At 62.6% G+C, this 15,854-nt stretch carries 13 protein-coding genes; 11 read left to right on the forward strand and 2 right to left on the reverse strand.

Going from position 1 to position 15,854, the window contains the following annotated elements; all coding sequences use genetic code 11:
• Positions 1-3: 3 nt before the first annotated feature.
• The 6 genes from J1G18_RS26785 to J1G18_RS26810 all read left to right on the forward strand — a co-directional run bounded on the left by J1G18_RS26785 (position 4) and on the right by J1G18_RS26810 (position 8,968).
• The gene (locus J1G18_RS26785; protein ID WP_135295556.1) at positions 4-1,554 is read left to right on the forward strand and encodes a sugar ABC transporter ATP-binding protein; all 1,551 of its coding nucleotides are present in this window, start codon (positions 4-6) and stop codon (positions 1,552-1,554) included.
• Entirely contained in the window at positions 1,547-2,572 is a 1,026-nt protein-coding gene (locus J1G18_RS26790; RefSeq protein ID WP_223009366.1) for an ABC transporter permease, read from the forward strand. The genes J1G18_RS26785 and J1G18_RS26790 overlap by 8 nt, the downstream gene beginning before the upstream one ends.
• A gap of 31 nt (positions 2,573-2,603) precedes the next feature.
• Positions 2,604-3,659: a substrate-binding domain-containing protein gene (locus tag J1G18_RS26795; RefSeq protein ID WP_223009369.1), complete on the forward strand. Its 1,056-nt coding sequence runs from the start codon at positions 2,604-2,606 to the stop codon at positions 3,657-3,659.
• Positions 3,660-3,699: 40 nt separating this feature from the next.
• Positions 3,700-4,365, forward strand: coding sequence for a sulfite oxidase-like oxidoreductase (locus J1G18_RS26800; RefSeq protein ID WP_223009371.1), 666 nt, complete (start codon positions 3,700-3,702; stop codon positions 4,363-4,365).
• Positions 4,366-5,174: 809 nt separating this feature from the next.
• Positions 5,175-7,562 carry a TonB-dependent receptor plug domain-containing protein gene (locus tag J1G18_RS26805; RefSeq protein ID WP_223009373.1) on the forward strand — a complete coding sequence of 796 codons (2,388 nt, stop codon included), beginning with the start codon at positions 5,175-5,177 and terminating at the stop codon, positions 7,560-7,562.
• A 41-nt stretch (positions 7,563-7,603) separates the two neighbouring features.
• Positions 7,604-8,968, forward strand: coding sequence for an APC family permease (locus tag J1G18_RS26810; protein ID WP_223009375.1), 1,365 nt, complete (start codon positions 7,604-7,606; stop codon positions 8,966-8,968).
• On the opposite strand, the gene J1G18_RS26815 is transcribed toward J1G18_RS26810, so the two are convergent.
• Together J1G18_RS26815 and J1G18_RS26820 are read right to left on the reverse strand one after the other, a co-directional pair.
• Complete coding sequence (locus tag J1G18_RS26815) at positions 8,965-9,426, reverse strand: DUF3574 domain-containing protein (RefSeq protein ID WP_098968323.1); 462 nt, start codon at positions 9,424-9,426, stop codon at positions 8,965-8,967. The two genes, J1G18_RS26810 and J1G18_RS26815, sit on opposite strands and share 4 nt — an antisense overlap.
• A gap of 481 nt (positions 9,427-9,907) precedes the next feature.
• Entirely contained in the window at positions 9,908-10,819 is a 912-nt protein-coding gene (locus J1G18_RS26820; protein WP_223009377.1) for an AraC family transcriptional regulator, read from the reverse strand.
• 103 nt (positions 10,820-10,922) lie between these two features.
• Here J1G18_RS26820 and J1G18_RS26825 point away from each other — a divergent pair, with 103 nt between their 5' ends.
• The 5 genes from J1G18_RS26825 (at position 10,923) to J1G18_RS26845 (ending at position 15,371) form a co-directional block, all read left to right on the forward strand.
• A complete protein-coding gene (locus J1G18_RS26825; RefSeq protein ID WP_223009380.1) occupies positions 10,923-11,468 on the forward strand; it encodes a carboxymuconolactone decarboxylase family protein in 546 nt (181 codons plus the stop codon).
• Positions 11,469-11,532: 64 nt separating this feature from the next.
• The gene (locus J1G18_RS26830) at positions 11,533-12,603 is read left to right on the forward strand and encodes an acyl-CoA dehydrogenase family protein (protein ID WP_223009382.1); all 1,071 of its coding nucleotides are present in this window, start codon (positions 11,533-11,535) and stop codon (positions 12,601-12,603) included.
• Positions 12,600-13,442, forward strand: a complete 843-nt coding sequence (locus J1G18_RS26835; RefSeq protein ID WP_223009384.1) for an ABC transporter ATP-binding protein — start codon at positions 12,600-12,602, stop codon at positions 13,440-13,442. Before J1G18_RS26830 ends, J1G18_RS26835 begins: the two co-directional genes overlap by 4 nt.
• Complete coding sequence (locus J1G18_RS26840) at positions 13,408-14,607, forward strand: ABC transporter substrate-binding protein (protein WP_223009386.1); 1,200 nt, start codon at positions 13,408-13,410, stop codon at positions 14,605-14,607. The genes J1G18_RS26835 and J1G18_RS26840 overlap by 35 nt, the downstream gene beginning before the upstream one ends.
• Positions 14,607-15,371 (forward strand): ABC transporter permease, encoded by a 765-nt coding sequence (locus J1G18_RS26845; RefSeq protein ID WP_223009388.1) that lies wholly within the window; start codon positions 14,607-14,609, stop codon positions 15,369-15,371. Before J1G18_RS26840 ends, J1G18_RS26845 begins: the two co-directional genes overlap by 1 nt.
• Positions 15,372-15,854 lie beyond the last annotated feature (483 nt).

A 15,854-nucleotide genomic window follows, 5' to 3' on the forward strand; every position in this document is an offset into this window, starting at 1 on the left:
TTTATGAGTGTCGTCGTGGCCCGCGCGCCGCTGATTCAGGTGCGTGAACTGAGCAAGCGCTTCGGCTCGAACAGCGCCCTGGATCGCGTCAGCCTGCAGATTCATCCCGCCGAAGTGGTGGCGTTGCTCGGTGCCAACGGTGCCGGCAAATCGACGCTGGTGAAGATTCTCGCCGGCAGCCAGCGCGCCGATGGCGGCGAGATTTACATCGACGGGCAGCCCCGGCAATTCAGTTCGCCGCTGTCGGCACGCCGGGTCGGGATTGTCGCGGTGCATCAGCAGATCAACGAGGGCATTGCGCCCGGTTTGAGCGTGGCGGAAAACCTGTTGCTCGATGAGTTGTGCAAGCCTGACGCGGACTTCTGGCTCAATCGCAAACGCTTGCTGGAACGCGCCGCGAGTATCGCCGCCGGGCTGGGTCTGGTGTTGCCGCTGGAGCAGCCGATTGAACACTTGGGCCAGGCCGAGCGGCAGTTGGTGGTGCTGGCGCGGGCCTTTGCCTTGCAGCCGCGTCTGCTGATTCTCGATGAGCCAACGGCGGCGTTGTCGGATGCCGAGGCGCAGCGTCTGTTTGATCTGATCGATATCTTGCGCAGCCGTGGCGTGGCGATTGTTTACATCTCCCATCGCTTGTCCGATCTGCAACGGGTGGCGGATCGCGCCATTGTCCTGCGCGATGGGCGACTGGCCGGAGAGTTCAGCGCGCGGCAGTTGCCCGAGGCGGTGCACGCCATGCTCGGGCAGGCGCTGGACGGGCATGTCTACACGCCCGGCAGCGTGGGGCAAAAAGTATTGGGTGCGCGAGGTTTGCAGATTTTGCCACGATCCAGACGTTTCGATTTCGACCTGCACCAAGGCGAAGTGGTGGTGCTGACCGGGCTGCTCGGCGCTGGCAAAAGCGAGATCGCCGAAGTGCTGTTCGGCTTGCGTAAAGCCGTGGCTGGCAGCCTGCAACTGGACGGCATGGACTGGCTGCCGGGTTCGCCAAGGGCGGCGATTCGCAGCGGTGTGTTTCTCGCAGCGGAGGATCGCGCCAGTCAATCGTTGGTGCCCGACTTTTCCCTGCGCCGCACCCTGACGCTGCCGTTTCTGCAGCGCTTCACCCGTGCCGGGTTCATTCGCAACCGCGCCGAAGCCGCAGCGGTCGAGGCGCAAGTCGCGGCGCTGGGGATCAAGACCGCCGGCATCGAGGTGCCGATGAGCGCGCTGTCCGGCGGCAATCAACAGAAAGTTGTGCTGGGTCGCTGGCTGCTCGGGGACGGGCGGGTGCTGATTCTCGATGAACCGTTTCAGGGTGTCGACGTGCGCGCCCGTCGCGAGATCGGCCAGTTGCTGCGCGACAGTGCCGGCGGCCGCGCGACCCTGGTGATCTGCGCCGATGTCGATGAAACCCTGGAAATCGCCGACCGCATTCTGTTGGTGCGCGATCACGCGGTGGTCGCCGAATACCCGCGCGCCGGTCTTGAACGCGCGACCCTGGTCGCTGCGCTGGCCGGCAGCGACGCTAGCGAAAATCCCTTTCACGCCACGCCAAGGAGCAGAGCGAGTGCCTGATTCGAGTTCATTGTTGTCTGCCGCTACGGCACCCGCCGAGCGCCTGCTGCAAGCGCTGATCCGCTACGGCCTGTTGTGGCTGCTGGCGCTGATCGTGGTGTTTTTCAGTGTCGCGGAGCCGGCGTTTTTGCGCGTCGGCAATCTGTTCAGCATCTTGCAGTCGGTGTCGATCGTCGCGCTGCTGGCCCTTGGCGTGACGCTGACCATGGCCGTCGGCGGACTTGATCTGTCGATTGGGGCGGTGGCAGCGATGAGTCTGATGATCGCCAGTTACGTGATGGTGGTGCTCGGCTGGGGCGCGGTGCCGGCGGTGCTGATCAGTCTGGCCGGTGGCGCACTGGTCGGGCTGCTCAATGGCTGGCTGATCGTCAAGCTGCGGGTGCCGGACATTCTCGCGACGCTGGGCAGCATGTTTCTGGTGATCGGCGCGCAACTGATTCCCACGGGCGGACGCTCGATTGCGGTGGGCATGACCTTGCCCAGTGGCGTGGAAACCGAAGGCACCTTCAGTGCGGCGTTTCTTGCCCTCGGCCGCGGACGCTTGTGGGACGTGGTGCCGGTGCCGGTGTTGATCACTGCGCTGGTGGCGCTGGCGGTGTGGCTGTTTCTTGAGCGCACGCGCATCGGCCGATTGTTTTATGCGATTGGCGGTAACGAGCAGGCGGCGCGATTGGCAGGCGCGCCAGTGCAACGCTTCAAGTTGCTCGCGTACGTGCTCTCGGCGTTGCTCGCCTCGCTCGGCGGGTTGCTGTTGGCGGCGCGCCTGGGTCGGGGTGATGTCAGCTCCGGCAACGGTCTGGTGCTCGACGCCCTCGGCGCGGCACTGATCGGTTTTGCCGTGCTCGGCGCGAAGAAGCCCAATGCGTTCGGCACGTTGGTCGGCGCACTGTTGGTGGCGTCGCTGCTCAATGGCCTGACCATGCTCAACGCGCCGTACTACGCGCAGGATTTCGTCAAGGGACTGGTGCTGGTGCTGGCCCTGATGTTCACCTTCGGCCTCGCGCATCGGGCGCGCTGAGCCGGTTCATTTGTCGCTGCAAGGAAGATGTATGCACGGTTCAAACAAGCAGTTCGCACGCCATTGCCTCGCCGGCGCGGTGCTCTCGGCATTGGCTTTGAGTGCTCAGGCCAAGGCATTGCCAGGTGCTCCGGCGCCGTTCGATAAAGGTCAGGTGCAGATCGCGCTGGTCGGCTATCTGTTTTCCGGGGACTTTCCCGAGGCGTATCTGCGCGGCGTGGAGAAACAGACCGAGGCGCTGGGGGCCAATCTGCGGGTGTTCGATGCGCGGCAGCAGGCGGCGAGTCAGGGCGAGATGATCGATCAGGCGATCGACCTCGGCGTCGACGGGATCATCGTGCAACTGGGCCTGGCGGAAACCCTCAAGGGACCGATTGACCGGGCGATCGCCAAAGGCATCAAGGTGGTGGCGTTCGACGTTGACCTGAACAGCCCGCAGGTGACCCAGGTCGAGCAGGATCACCATGCACTGGCGCGACTGGCGCTGGATCAGGCGGTGAAGGACAACGGCACGCGGTTCGATGCCGGTTATGTGTACATCAGCGGCTTCACGCCGATGGAGCGCCGCGACGAGATCTGGAGTCAGGTGAAAAAGGCCAATCCGGGCATCATCGAGAAGGCGCGTTTCGGCACGCTCAACCCGCCGATTGCCAACTCGGTGGCGGATCAGGCCAGCGCGGTGTTGCGCGCCAATCCGGATATCAGCGTGATCTTCGCGCCGTTCGACGAGTTCGCCAAAGGCGCGAAAATCGCCGTCGACGAGGCCGGTCTGGGGCGCAAGGTGAAGATCTACAGCGCCGACATCTCCACCGCCGACATTCAGATCATGAAAGAACCTGACAGCGCCTGGGCGGCGACCGCCGCGGTCAATCCGCAAGTGGCGGGGGCGATCAGCGTGCGCAGTCTGGCGATGTTGATTGCCGGCGAAAATCCGGGACATCAGGTGTTGGTGCCACCGACCCTGATCACCCGTCAGCAATTGCTCGATCTGGACGTGAAAAACGTCCACGACCTGGCGCAGAAACTCCCGGCGTTCGGTGATACCGCCAACGTGGCGCGGGCCGAGTGGATTCCTGTGGCGAACTAAATGCAGCCGTTATCACCGGGTGATGCGCTTGGGAGTGAACATGCACAACAAAGCCATGCGTTTGCGCAACAGCCGCGCACCTAAGGCTGATCCGGCGCTCGGTCAACGTTTGCCGCCGGGGCAGGTGTTGACCGAGCGGTTCCCGATTCTCCACGAAGGCACGGTGCCGGAGTATGAGTTGGCAACCTGGTCACTGCGCCTGTTCGGCAAGGTCGGGCGTGGCGTCGAGTTGAGTTTTGCCGACCTGCAGGGTTTGCCGCAACGCCAGTTGCGATGTGACATTCATTGCGTCACACGCTGGTCGAAGTTCGACACGCAGTGGAGCGGGGTGCATCTGCAGGATTTGCTGAGCGAGCTCGATATCCAGCCCGCTTCACGTTTTGTCATGGCCCACGCTGATCACGATTACCAGACCAACCTGTTGCTGGACGACCTGCTGCACCCGGACAGCCTGCTCGCCACCCATTACGCTGGCCAACCCTTGACCGCCCAGCACGGCTGGCCACTGCGGCTGGTGGTCGCCGGGCGCTACTTCTGGAAAAGCGCCAAATGGCTGCGCGGTCTGGAGTTTGTCGACGAAGAACAACCCGGTTTCTGGGAGCGCAACGGCTTTCACCTGCACGCCGACCCGTTTGCGGAACAACGCTTCAGTGCGCAGGCCCTGGACATCGCCGCGGATGCCTGGCTGGAAAAGGAATTCGACTAAAGGTTTGCGCATGTTTGCAGTCAACATCTCGGGTGACTGGACTGGCCCCTTCGCGAGCAAGCCCGCTCCCACATTGGATCTGCGGTGGATGAAAGCAATGTATTCACCCCGATCAACCTGTAGGAGTGAGCCTGCTCGCGATGGGGCCCGGACATTCAACTGCTTCGGTGGCTGATATACCGCTATCGCGAGCAGGCTCACTCCTACATTGGATCTGTGATGGATGATAACTATGCGTTTACCCCGATCAACCTGTAGGAGTGAGCCTGCTCGCGATGGGGCCCGGACATTCAACTAATTTGGTGGCTGATACACCGCTATCGCGAGCAGACTCACTCCTACATTGGATCTGTGGTGGATGAGAAGTCAGTGTTCACCCAGTCAGACCTGTGGGAGCGGGCTTGCTCGCGAAGGGGCCAGCCCAGTCGATATTTTCGGTGACTGAACGATAGCTATCGCGAGCAGGCTCACTCCTACAAAAGATCTTTGGCTGATCTTGAATTAGTGGGTGTTAGTTAGGGTTTAAGTGTTTGTCCAGCAACACTTGTGTTGCTCTAAAAACAACTATTCAGCCCGATCTAACCTAAGTGTTATTGGTTCTTTTACGGCAGGCCTTTGGCCCGTCTAGCATCGGTGTTCAAGGGGAAACAACTGACTTTGGGGATCCTGCGCTTCACTGACTAATCACGCTAAAAAGCCTTCACCACCTTCCTGCTTTCTACAACTACAGCAGACATTGCCGTGCATTGATTGCCGAACCTTTATTGTCGGCAACGGCCGGGTATTAGCTGCGATAAAGGAGCTGTCACATGTATCACCGTTCCCGTTCATTACTGGCCATCGCGGTGGTCGGTGCGATCTGGCAAGTTCCGGCGCAAGCCGAAGACACTTCCACCCGCGTTGACGATGACACACGGCTGGGTACCGTGCTGGTCACTGGCACCCGTGGCACTGCTCGCACGGTTCTGGATTCTCCAGTGCCGGTTGACGTGTTGACCGCCGCCGATCTCAAGTCCACCGGCGCGGCCGACGGTGAGCTGGGTCAGGCGCTGCAAACGTTGCTGCCATCGTTCAGCATGCCGCGTCAGTCCAACTCCGGTGGCGCCGACCACGTGCGCGCCGCACAGCTGCGCGGCATGAGCCCGGATCAGGTGCTAGTGCTGGTCAACGGCAAGCGTCGTCACACTTCAGCGGTGGTCAACGACTCGTCGAAAATCGGTCGCGGTACGGCGCCGGTGGACTTCAACTCGATCCCCATCAGCGCGATCAAACGCATCGAAGTGCTGCGCGACGGCGCCGGTGCGCAGTACGGTTCCGATGCGATTGCCGGGGTGATCAACATCATCCTCGACGACGCGCCCGAGGGCGGCGAAGTGTCCACCAGCTACGGCGCGTTTCACACCCATCAGGACGCCATCGGCAGAACCACCACCGACGGCCAGAACAGCGTGACCACGGCCAAGATCGGCACGCGTCTGGGTGAAGAGGGCGGGTTCATTCGCGGCGGTACCGAGTACAAAAATCGCAACCCGACCAACCGCGCCGGTTTCGACGGTTTTGCCGATACCCCGGACCAGCGCAACTACGTGATGGGCGACGGCCTGGCGCGGGACGTCAACCTGTGGTTCAACAGCGAGCTGCCGCTGGCCGGCGGCAAGGCCTACAGCTTCGGCACCTACAACCAGCGCCACACCACCGGCGCCGAATTCTATCGCTACCCCTACGAGCAGCCGCAGTTCTATCCCAACGGCTACCTGCCGCAGTCGCTGGGCGACAACAAGGACGTCTCTGCCACCGCCGGTTTCAAAGGCATGATCGGCGAAGACTGGGACTTCGACAGCAGCCTTACCCATGGCCGTAACCGCTTCGACGGATCCACCCGCCGCACCCTTAACGTCAGCCTCGGCGAGGACTCGCCGACGAAATTCGACACCGGCGATTACGAGCTGCGCCAGACCACCACCAACCTCGATTTCAGCCGCGAACTGCGCTTGGGCGGACGCTCGTTCGTGCTGGCGCTGGGCGGCGAATATCGCTACGAAAACTACCTGACCTACGCGGGTGACGAGGCCTCTTACATTGGCTCCGGCGCTGATGGTGCCAACGGTCTGCGCCCCAGCGAAGAGTCGGACCTGGACCGCAACGTGTTCGCGACTTACGCCGAGTTGTCGGGCGATCTCACCGAGCGCTTCTTCGTCGACGCCGCCACGCGTTGGGAACATTACGATGATGCCGGCAGCAAACTCACCGGCAAGCTCAGCGGTCGCTACAAACTGACCGAGCAGTGGGCGCTGCGCGGTGCGGTGTCGAACAACTTCCGCGCGCCATCGCTGGCGCAGAGCGGTTTCCAGAACACCACCAGCAACTTCGGCGAAGGCGGCACGCTCACCGATATTCGTGTGCTCTCGGTCAACGACCCGATCGCCCGCGCGCTGGGGGCCGAGAAGCTCGATCCGGAAACCTCGAAGAACTTCAGCTTGGGGCTAACCTTCCAGCTCAACGAACGCTTCGACGCTTCGCTCGATGTGTTCCGCATCGACGTCAAGGACCGCATCACCCTGTCGCAGCGCATCGGCAGCGACGCCATGGAGCAATACATCAACGACAACTTCGGCGTGGCCGGGGTGCACGACGTCAACTTCTTCACCAACGCCGCCGACACCAGCACCCACGGTGCCGAACTGGTGCTCAACTACCATCAGCCGCTGTACGAAGGGCAACTGGGCCTGACCACCGCGTACACCTACAACCACACCAAAGTCACCAGCACCAAAGGCACACCCTCGCAACTGACGGCGCTGGGGATCGGCAACGATGCACTGGTCGGCGTTGAAGAAACCAATACTCTGACCGACGCTGCGCCCAAGGATCGATTCGTGTTTTCCGCCAACTGGGCCAGCGAACACTGGGGCCTGCTCGGGCGTCTGACCCGTCAGGGCGAGACCACCCGGGTGTTCGATTTCGGCGACTCGCAACCGGAGCAGACCTATGGCGCGGTGTGGCAACTGGATGCCGAGGTGACCTACAAATTCACCCCGAAATTCAGCGTCGCCCTGGGCGGCAACAACCTCACCGACAACTACCCGGAGCGCTCCGGCTCGGCGATCAATTACGGCGGCAACCTGCCGTATGACGTGCTGTCGCCGATCGGCACCAACGGCGCGTACTACTACGCCAGCGCCACCTACGGCTTCTGAGCCGATCCGCCACGGATGGCGGACTTTTTGCGGAACTCTCCATGAATCACTCCAACGGCCCCAAGCGCCATCTGCCGGTGCTGCAGGCGTTGCTGATCACGCTGGGCATGGTGATCACCACCGACATCCTGAAAACCGCGCCAACCGTGGCGCTGAACGTCGGGCCTGCCTGGTTCTACTGGGTCTGGGTGCTCGGCGGCCTGGCGTCGATGGCCGGGGCGTTGTGCTTTGCCGAAATGGCCGCGGCATTTCCACATCCTGGCGGCGACTATCACTTTCTGCGCACGGCCTATGGCGAGCGCATGGGTTTCCTGTTCGCCTGGTCGCGCTTTTCGGTGATGCACACCGGCTGGATCGCCTTGTCGGCGTTCATGTTTGCCGATTACGTCAATGCCGTGGTGCCGCTCGGTCGATACGGCTCGGGGCTGTTTGCCGGCGGGGTGATCGCCGCGCTGGTGCTGCTCAATCTCACTGGCAAGCACATCGGTTTCATCACTCAGACCTTGCTGGTGGGCTTGTTGGCGCTGGGCTTTCTGAGCATCGCCAGCGCCGGGGTGTGGCTGGCGTGGCAGGGGGTTGAAGCAGCGCCAGCGAGCGTTTCGGTTGCGCCGGAAAACACCGGTATGGCCGGGTTTTCGGCGGCGATGATTTTTGTGTTTCTGGCGTTTGGCGGCTGGAGCGATGCGGCCACATTATCGGCGGAAGTGCGCGATGGGCGGCGAGGGATTTTCATCGCCATGCTCGGTGCGCTGACGCTGCTGATGGCGATTTATCTGGCGCTGAACTGGGCGTTTGTGCGAGGCCTGGGATTCGCCGGACTGGCGGCGAGCAATGCACCGGCGGTGGAACTGTTGAACCGTGCATTCGGCGCGCCGGGGGTGCTGCTGATTCTGCTGATGGTCGGCATCGCGGCCATCGCTACCATCAACTCGACCTTGCTGGTCGGCGCCCGCACCACCTATGCCGCCGCCCGCGATGTGCCGCAGTTGCGTCGTTTCGGCGAGTGGCACGAACGCGACGGCGTGCCGCGCAAAGCCTTGCTGGCGGAGGGCGCGGTGGCATTGTTGCTGGTGCTGTTCGGCAGTTTCACCCAGAGCGGCTTCAACACCATGGTCGAGTACCTGACCCCGGTGTACTGGCTGTTTCTGAGCTTCAGCAGCCTGGCGTTGATCATCCTGCGCCGGCGTTTCCCTGAGGTGCCGAGGCCGGTGAGGGTGCCGTGGTATCCGCTGGTGCCGCTGCTGTTTTTCGGGCTGTGCCTGTACATGCTCTATTCGAGCGTGACGGTGGTGGGGTGGGGCGCGTTTCTGGGGATTGGCGTGTTGGTGGTCGGTGCGCTGCTGCTGGTGGGATTGAGCCGCCTGGCGTCGACGCCTCGGCAAGCTCTCGGACAGATGAACGATTAGAACGATACGTCGGCCGGTTGCGACAGACGCAGCACCGACAGATCCCCGGTAATGCGTTTGTACGCCAGTCGAATTGCCTCGATGTTGCCGGCGTTCTGCGGATTGTTCTCGTGCAGGATCACGATCACTTTGGTACTCAGCCGCTCCGGCTCCTTCGCCCCATGATCACGCCACTGCCCATAGGCATCGAACACGGTGAAACCGTCGGGAAACCGCGACGTCACTTCCTTGTCGAGAAACTCGCGCCAGCGCGCCGGGCTGACCGCGCCTTCCTTGCCATCCACGGTGCCCACCGAGAAGTACAGCTCGGTGCGGATCCACTGTGCCTGTGCCGGACGCGTGGCGTCGCCTTGCAGGGTTGAACTGGTGGGGTCATGGGTGTGAACGGCGGCAGGCGGCGGGCTGGCACAACCGGCGACAGTGACGAACAGTGCGGCCAGTAACAGGCGTCTTTGCATGAAGCATCCCTTTTTATGAGTTGAGTACAGGGGCGCAATTATAGAGGGCGAGGTTAATAGCGATAAAAGATTAAAAAATGGTTTTGTGGTTGATTAGTGGAATAAGGAACGAACCAAGCCAGGATGCCAAATGTACCGCCGCCTTCGCGGGCAAGCCCGGCTCCCACAGGTCTCGTGGCGTGCACAAATCCCGTGATCCACACATCTCCCCTGTGGGAGCCGGGCTTGCCCGCGAAAGCGCCGGTTCAGTCAATAAAGATGTTGGATGCACCAACGCCATCGCTGGCAAGCCAGCTCCCACAAGTTTTTGCGGTGTACACAGATCCGCTGATCGACACCATCCACTGTGGGAGCGGGCTTGCCCGCGAAAGCGGTGTATCAGTCGCTGGAGATTTTGCCTGTGCCGGCGCTTTCGCGAGCAAGCTCGCTCCCACAGTTTCTCTCGGTGCTTTCCAGCAGCGATGGCGTACTAACGCGTCGCTCAGCGCCCCTCATGCTGCTTGCGATAAGCCCCCGGTTGCACCCCCACCGACTTGGCAAACGCTCGGGTAAATGCGGCGATCGACTGATAGCCCACGGCCGCGCACACCTGTTCCACCGTGTGATTGGCCCGTAGCAACTGGCAGGCATGCCGCATGCGCAACGCCAGCAGCACTTGCCCCGGCGATTGCCCGGCCAGTTCGTTGAAGCGTTTGAAAAACGCCGAGCGCGACAGGCCGATACTCGCCGCCATGCTCTCCAGCGACCACGGCAATTGCGGTTGTTCGATCAACTGGTCCAGCAACGGCGCGAACTGCGGATTGCGCGCCAAAGCCACGAGGCCGCCGAGGCTCTGGTTGTCGGCCATCTGTTGGCGCAACACATACAAAAACAGCAGATGACTCAAGCGTTCGAGCAGCGCCGAGGAGGGCGCCGGCAAGCGTTCGCACTCTTGCAGGATCAACTCGAACAAGGCTCGCGCGGCGCTCGAAGAAGGATCGCCCGCGCGCAGGATGATCCAGTCCGGCAAGCCTTCGATGATCAGCGACGACAGCCCGGACTTGAAATGAAAGAACCCGCAGACCAGCCCGACGCCATCCTGTGCCTGACTGTCGAGCGCGGTCATGGCCCTGCGCGGCAGCGTTTGGGCGAGTGCCGGCTCTTCGGCGCTGGAGAGGCGGTAGTTCAGATCGCGCAGCAGAAATACCGCATCTCCGGCGTTCAACACTATCGACTGCTCCTGCCCGTCAATGTGCAGCCAGCAGCGGCCCTGCACGATCAAGTGAAAACTGGCGCGCGCCAGTCCGTGCGTACTTGCATGCCAGCCACCGCAATAGCGCCCGACGTGAAAAAGGCTGGCATCGAGTTCGAGGCTTTCTAATAACCAATCAACCAGGGGGCTGGACGAAATCATCTAATGGAAACACTCAGGAGCAAGTAATCGCTACTTTAGAATATGGATCGAAATTTTTATAACCAACAGACTGGCCGGACACTCAACAGCAGGAGTCCACTCCATGTCGCGCGTCACTCTTCACACCGTGCAAAGCGCTCCCGAAGCCGCCAGACCGTTCCTGGAAAATGCGCAGAAAAACTCCGGATTCATTCCGAACCTGCTGGCCGTGCTGGCCAATGCCCCGGCCGCGCTGGAAACCTACGTTACGGTATCGGCGCTCAATGGCAAGTCCGAACTCAGCCTTGCCGAGCGCGAAGTGGTGCAACTGATTGCGGCCACCCACCATGGTTGCGATTTCTGTGTCGCAGGTCATACCGCCGTGGCGCTGAATAAGGCCAAACTGCCGCCGGAAGTGGTCAGTGCGCTGCGTGAGAAAGCCACCGTGCCCGTGGAAAAACTGGAAACCCTGGCCGCGTTTGCCCGCGAAGTGATTGCCACCCGGGGCAAGGTCAGCGACCAGACCTTCAACCAATTCAAGGCTGCCGGCTACACCGAAGGCAATGCGCTGGAAGTGATCCTCGGCATCAGCCTGGCGACCCTGTGCAACTTCGCCAACGTGTTCGCCGACACGCCGCTCAACCCCGAGCTGGCGCCGTATCGCGCGTAATCGGCCAGCGCTTCAGGCCGCATCGTCTATGGTTGATGCGGCTGCGTACAAGGAGAGAAACGACATGCTCAATCAGGCATTGACGCAATGGCTGGAACACAACGCCCAGGCCCTGGATGCGGGCGACGGCGATCCACAACAGGTGCTGACGCAACTGGCGCAGGCCGGGGTGCTACGGGTCGGCATCAGCCCGGCGCTGGGCGGCAGCGGTGGTCACGTCAGTGATGCCGTGGAAACCCTGGCTGCCGTCGCCAGCCATTCATTGGCGGCGGCGTTTGTGTTCTGGGGCCAACGGGCCTTTATCGAATACCTGCTGCACAGTCCCAACGCTGCACTGAGGGAAAAACTGCTGCCGGCGCTGCTCAGCGGCGAACTGGCCGGCGCCACCGGTTTGTCCAACGCGATGAAGTACCTGTCCGGCATCGAGGCATTGCAAGTGCGTGCCGCCCACACCGCAGACGGCTGGACCTTGAACGGGCGCCTGCACTGGGTGACCAATCTGCGCAAAAGCGGTTTCGTGGTGGCGGCGGCAATAGAGCACGAGGAGGGCGGTTCGCCGTTCGTGCTGGCGATCGCCGATGACGCTGCCGGCGTACAACGTTCCGCCGATCTGCAACTGATGGGGCTGCAATCGAGTAACACCGCAGCAATCGATTTCGCGCAAGTGGCGGTCGGACGGGAATGGCTGCTGCATGAAGATGCGCGCAAGTTTCTGCCAGCGGTGCGCCCGGCGTTCCTCGGCTTGCAGTGCGGCATGGCGATTGGTCTGGCGCGACGGGCGCTGGCCGAGGTCGAAGGACATTTGCAGGACGGCCGTTCGATTCTGCTGGAGCCGTTGCAGGAACAACGCGAGCAACTGGCGCAGAGCGTCGATGCGCTCAAGCAGGGTCTGCACGACGGACGTTTCCTGACCCAGCCGGGCGCCTTGTTCCAGATCCGCATCGCGCTGGCCGAATCCGCTGCCAACGCCGTGCAACTGGAACTGCAATCCAGCGGCGGCAAGGCTTATCTGACCGAGCACGGCAGCGGTTTCGCCCGGCGCTGGCGCGAGTCGGCGTTCGTGCCGATCGTCACTCCGAGCCTGGTGCAATTGCGCGCCGAATTGCAGCGGCAGAAACGGGAAGCGACGGCATGACGGCGCCGGTGCTGGAGGCGCAGGGCATCAGCCTCGGCTACCCGCGAGAGCAGGGCTGGCACACCGTGCTGGAGCACTTCGACCTGCAATTGCAACCCGGCGAAGTGGTGACGATTCTCGGCCCCAGCGGTGTCGGCAAATCCAGTCTGCTGCGAGTGCTGGCCGGTTTGCAGACGCCGCAACAGGGTCGGGTGAGCCTGCTTGGCGAGCCGCTGACCGGCGCGCATCCACGGGTGGCGGTGGCGTTTCAGGACCCGAGCCTGTTGCCGTGGCTGACCCTGGAAAACAACGTCGCCTTCGGTCTCGATTTCGCCCGCCAGCCGCACCTCACGGCCGAGCAGCGCAAGGCGCGGATCGACCACGCCATCGCTGCGGTCGGCCTCGAACACGCGCGGTTGCAGCACCCGGCGCAGTTGTCCGGCGGCATGGCCCAACGCACCGCGTTGGCCCGCTGTCTGGCGCGGCAGCCGCAGGTGCTGTTGCTCGATGAACCGTTCGGCGCGCTGGATGAAATCACCCGCGCCGACATGCAGCAGTTGCTCCTGCAACTGATTGCCGAGCACCACACCGCAGCCGTGTTGATCACCCACGACATCGACGAAGCCCTGCTGCTTTCCGAGCGGATTCTGCTACTGGGTAACAGCCCGGCGCACATCCTCGGCGAGTGGCGCATCGACCTGCCTCAGCCGCGTGCCGAGCTGGTCGAGGAACTGGGTGCGCTGCGCATCGACATCCTCAAAACCCTTCGGCGGGCGAGCCGCAACCCCCTCACTCAACCTGTGCCCGCTACGTCGGAGATTGATCATGTGCCTGGACGACTTCACTCACACACGTCGTGACTTCCTCAAACTCAGCGCGTTGCTGACCGCTGGCGGCGCGTTGCCGTTGCTCAACAGCCTCAACGCCCGCGCCGCGTCCGAGCCGAATGCGCCGGTGCGCATCGGTTATCTGCCGATCACCGATGCCACGCCGCTGCTGGTCGCGCACAACAACGGCCTGTTCGAAGCCGAAGGCATCCAGGCTGAGCGCCCGGTGCTGTTGCGCAGTTGGGCGCAGGTGATCGAGGCGTTCATTTCCGGGCAGGTCAACGTGATTCACCTGTTGTCGCCAATGACCGTGTGGGCGCGTTACGGCAGCAAGGTGCCGGCCAAGGTCGTGGCGTGGAACCACGTCGGCGGCTCGGGCCTGACCGTGGCGCCGGGCATCACCGAGGTCAAGCAACTGGGCGGGCAATCAGTGGCGATTCCGTTCTGGTATTCGATTCATAACGTGGTGGTGCAGCAGCTGTTTCGCGATCACGGTCTGGTGCCGGTGAGCAAATCGGCGAGCGCCGCGCTGGCGCCGAACGAGGTCAATCTGCTGGTGCTGCCGCCGTCGGACATGCCGCCGGCCCTGGCGAGCAAACGCATTGCCGGCTACATCGTCGCCGAGCCGTTCAACGCCCTGGCCGAGGAACTCAAGGTCGGCCGAGTACAGCGCTTTACCGGCGACGTCTGGCGCAATCACGCCTGCTGCGTGGTGTTCATGCACGAGCAGGATCTGAACAACCGCCCCGAGTGGTCGCAGAAAGTGGTCAACGCGATCGTCAAGGCGCAGGTCTGGACCCGCGACAACCGCGCCGAGGCGGCGAAATTGCTGTCCAAGGACGGCGAAAATCGCTACACGCCGCACGCGCAACCGGTGCTCGACCGGGTGCTGTCGCCGGCCACTAGCGACCGCGAGCAGTATCTGGCCAGCGGGGCGATCCAGCACAGCCATTGGGACGAGCAGCGCATCGATTTTCAGCCGTACCCGTTCCCCAGCTACACCGAAGAACTGGTCAAACGTCTGAAGGACACGCTGATCGAGGGCGACAAGGGTTTCCTTGCCAACCTCGATCCGCAACAAACCGCCCGGGATCTGGTAGACGATCGCTTCGTGCGTAATGCCATTGCTACAGTCGGCGGGATGAAGGCATTCGGATTACCGGAAAGCTTTGATCGCAGCGAGGAGTTCAGCCTCTGATGCGTCAGCGATCTTCTTCGGCCGTTCATGGTTTGTTGGGTGTGGCGGGGCTGTTGTGCCTGTTGCTGCTGTGGTGGCTGGGCGTACACGTGTTCGGCGGCAACGACAGCCTGGCGCTGCGCTTTTCACCCGAGGCGACCCTGGCGAGCCTCGGCGAACTGCTGCTGCGCCCGGAGCTGTACGAGCATGTGCTGGTCAGCCTGAAGCGGATTCTAGTCGGTCTGCTGCTGGCGCTGCTGATCGGCGTGCCACTGGGCTTGATGATCGGCAGTCACCGGCATCTGGAAGCGGCGACCACGCCGGCATTTCAGTTTCTGCGGATGATTTCGCCGCTGTCGTGGATGCCGGTGGTGGTGATGCTGCTGGGCGTTGGCGATCAGCCGATCTACTTCCTGCTGACCTTCGCTGCGGTGTGGCCGATCCTGCTCAACACCGTGGCCGGCGTGCGCCAGCTCGACCCGCGCTGGCTGCAACTCAGCCGCAGCCTCAGCGCCACCCGCTGGGAAACCCTGCGCAAAGTGATCCTGCCCGGCGTGCTCGGCCATGTGCTGACCGGGGTGCGGCTGTCGATCGGCATTCTGTGGATCGTGCTGGTGCCGTGCGAGATGCTCGGCGTCAGCGCCGGGTTGGGCTACTTCATCCTCGATACGCGTGATCGACTGGCGTATTCGGAACTGATGGCGATGGTACTGCTGATCGGCGTACTGGGCTTTGCCCTGGATGCGTTCGCGCGCTGGCTGCATCGGCGTTGGGCGCCGGCGTGAGGCTCATCGCGAGCAGGCTCGTTCCCACAATGGATTAATGACAAGCATGCATTCCGTGTTTAGCGCAGAACCCCTTGTGGGAGCGAGCCTGCTCGCGAAGGCGGAGTATCAGTCGCCGGAAATTTTGCCTGTGCCGGCGTCTTCGCGAGCAAGCCCGCCCCCACAACGGATCAATGGCAGGCATGCATTCCGTGTTCAGCGCAGAGCCCCTGTGGGAGCGAGCTTGCTCGCGAAAGCGGAGTGTCAGTCGCCGGAGGTTTTGCCTGTGCCGGCGTCTTCGCGAGCAAGCCCGCTCCCACAATGGACCAATGGCAGGCATGCATTCTGTGTTTAGCGCAGAGCCCATGTGGAAGCGGGCTTGCTTGCGAAAGCGGAGTGTCAGTCGCCGGAGGTTTTGCCTGTGCCGGCGTCTTCGCGAGCAAGCCCGCCCCCACAACGGATCAATGGCAGGCATGCATTCCGTGTTCAGCGCAGAGCCCCTGT

Origin of the sequence: Pseudomonas sp. MIS38 (assembly GCF_019891575.1) — a bacterium.
Taxonomy (GTDB): domain Bacteria; phylum Pseudomonadota; class Gammaproteobacteria; order Pseudomonadales; family Pseudomonadaceae; genus Aquipseudomonas; species Aquipseudomonas putida_A.

Excerpts from the sequence above, each read along its gene's own strand:
- J1G18_RS26830 (WP_223009382.1), top strand. The coding sequence starts at position 11,533 with ATGCTCAATCAGGCATTGACGCAATGGCTGGAACACAACGCCCAGGCC.
- J1G18_RS26815 (WP_098968323.1), bottom strand. The coding sequence starts at position 9,426 with ATGCAAAGACGCCTGTTACTGGCCGCACTGTTCGTCACTGTCGCCGGT.
- J1G18_RS26840 (WP_223009386.1), top strand. The coding sequence starts at position 13,408 with ATGTGCCTGGACGACTTCACTCACACACGTCGTGACTTCCTCAAACTC.
- J1G18_RS26825 (WP_223009380.1), top strand. The coding sequence starts at position 10,923 with ATGTCGCGCGTCACTCTTCACACCGTGCAAAGCGCTCCCGAAGCCGCC.
- J1G18_RS26835 (WP_223009384.1), top strand. The coding sequence starts at position 12,600 with ATGACGGCGCCGGTGCTGGAGGCGCAGGGCATCAGCCTCGGCTACCCG.
- J1G18_RS26810 (WP_223009375.1), top strand. The coding sequence starts at position 7,604 with ATGAATCACTCCAACGGCCCCAAGCGCCATCTGCCGGTGCTGCAGGCG.
- J1G18_RS26820 (WP_223009377.1), bottom strand. The coding sequence starts at position 10,819 with ATGATTTCGTCCAGCCCCCTGGTTGATTGGTTATTAGAAAGCCTCGAA.
- J1G18_RS26795 (WP_223009369.1), top strand. The coding sequence starts at position 2,604 with ATGCACGGTTCAAACAAGCAGTTCGCACGCCATTGCCTCGCCGGCGCG.
- J1G18_RS26785 (WP_135295556.1), top strand. The coding sequence starts at position 4 with ATGAGTGTCGTCGTGGCCCGCGCGCCGCTGATTCAGGTGCGTGAACTG.
- J1G18_RS26845 (WP_223009388.1), top strand. The coding sequence starts at position 14,607 with ATGCGTCAGCGATCTTCTTCGGCCGTTCATGGTTTGTTGGGTGTGGCG.
- J1G18_RS26800 (WP_223009371.1), top strand. The coding sequence starts at position 3,700 with ATGCACAACAAAGCCATGCGTTTGCGCAACAGCCGCGCACCTAAGGCT.
- J1G18_RS26805 (WP_223009373.1), top strand. The coding sequence starts at position 5,175 with ATGTATCACCGTTCCCGTTCATTACTGGCCATCGCGGTGGTCGGTGCG.